Source organism: Sphingomonas pollutisoli (assembly GCF_029167165.1).
Classification (GTDB): Bacteria; Pseudomonadota; Alphaproteobacteria; order Sphingomonadales; family Sphingomonadaceae; genus Sphingomonas; species Sphingomonas pollutisoli.
In genome coordinates this window covers 1-624 of record NZ_JARFNJ010000064.1, presented here as the reverse complement: position 1 = coordinate 624, position 624 = coordinate 1, and the positions used below count along the sequence as shown (strand labels likewise).

1 protein-coding gene is annotated in these 624 nt (G+C 59.5%); it reads left to right on the top strand.

The annotated features are described in order from the left end of the window. Nucleotides 1-61: 61 nt before the first annotated feature. The coding region (locus PX554_RS26575; RefSeq protein WP_075864252.1) for an IS6-like element IS6100 family transposase at nt 62-624 on the top strand (563 nt) is incomplete at its 3' end.

Sequence of the window (624 nt, the reverse complement as noted above, 5' to 3'; positions counted from 1 at the left end):
GGCTCTGTTGCAAAAATCGTGAAGCTTGAGCATGCTTGGCGGAGATTGGACGGACGGAACGATGACGGATTTCAAGTGGCGCCATTTCCAGGGTGATGTGATCCTGTGGGCGGTGCGCTGGTATTGTCGCTATCCGATCAGCTATCGCGACCTTGAGGAAATGCTGGCGGAACGCGGCATTTCGGTCGACCATACGACGATCTATCGCTGGGTCCAGTGCTACGCCCCGGAGATGGAGAAGCGGCTGCGCTGGTTCTGGCGGCGTGGCTTTGATCCGAGCTGGCGCCTGGATGAAACCTACGTCAAGGTGCGGGGCAAGTGGACCTACCTGTACCGGGCAGTCGACAAGCGGGGCGACACGATCGATTTCTACCTGTCGCCGACCCGCAGCGCCAAGGCAGCGAAGCGGTTCCTGGGCAAGGCCCTGCGAGGCCTGAAGCACTGGGAAAAGCCTGCCACGCTCAATACCGACAAAGCGCCGAGCTATGGTGCAGCGATCACCGAATTGAAGCGCGAAGGAAAGCTGGACCGGGAGACGGCCCACCGGCAGGTGAAGTATCTCAATAACGTGATCGAGGCCGATCACGGAAAGCTCAAGATACTGATCAAGCCGGTGCGCGGTTT